1 protein-coding gene is annotated in these 540 nt (G+C 66.3%); it reads left to right on the top strand.

Going from position 1 to position 540, the window contains the following annotated elements; translation table 11 throughout:
* Positions 1 to 515 (top strand): tyrosine-type recombinase/integrase (locus tag ACZXDY_RS46335; protein ID WP_464350079.1); only part of this gene is annotated, 515 nt, incomplete at its 5' end.
* Positions 516 to 540 lie beyond the last annotated feature (25 nt).

The following is a 540-nucleotide window of genomic DNA, read 5'->3' as shown; positions in this document are numbered from 1 at the left end:
GGCTGAAGTACAAGGCGGCGCTGAGCGTGGCCTATGGCGCCGGCCTGCGCGCTGCCGAGGTGGTTTCGCTCAAGGTCTCCGACATCGACAGCAGGCGCATGATCATCCGCGTCGAGCAGGGCAAGGGCGGCAAGGACCGTAACGTCATGCTCTCCCCACACCTGCTCGAGCTGCTGCGGAGCTGGTGGAAGGCGTCGCGGCCACAGGGCTGGCTGTTCCCGGGCCGCGATCCGGCCCAGCCGATGACCACGCGCCAGCTCAATCGCGCCTGCCATGCCGCCGCCCAGATGGCGGAGATCAACAAGCGTGTCTCGCTGCACACCTTGCGGCATAGCTTCGCCACCCATCTACTCGAGCAGAACATCGACGTGCGCGTGATCCAGGTGCTGCTCGGTCACGCCAAGCTCGATACGACGGCGCTCTATACCCGCGTCGCCACCAAGACGATCAGCGAGGTCATGAGTCCGCTGGAGCACATCGCGCTCAAGCTCAAAGAGACCCGGCCGCCCGACTGACGCGGGCAGGCGTGTCTCGTCCAGC

The organism is Bradyrhizobium sp. LeoB3 (assembly GCF_055456055.1).
Note: the sequence above shows the minus strand (reverse complement) of the source record. Positions and strands in the feature narration are given on the sequence as shown.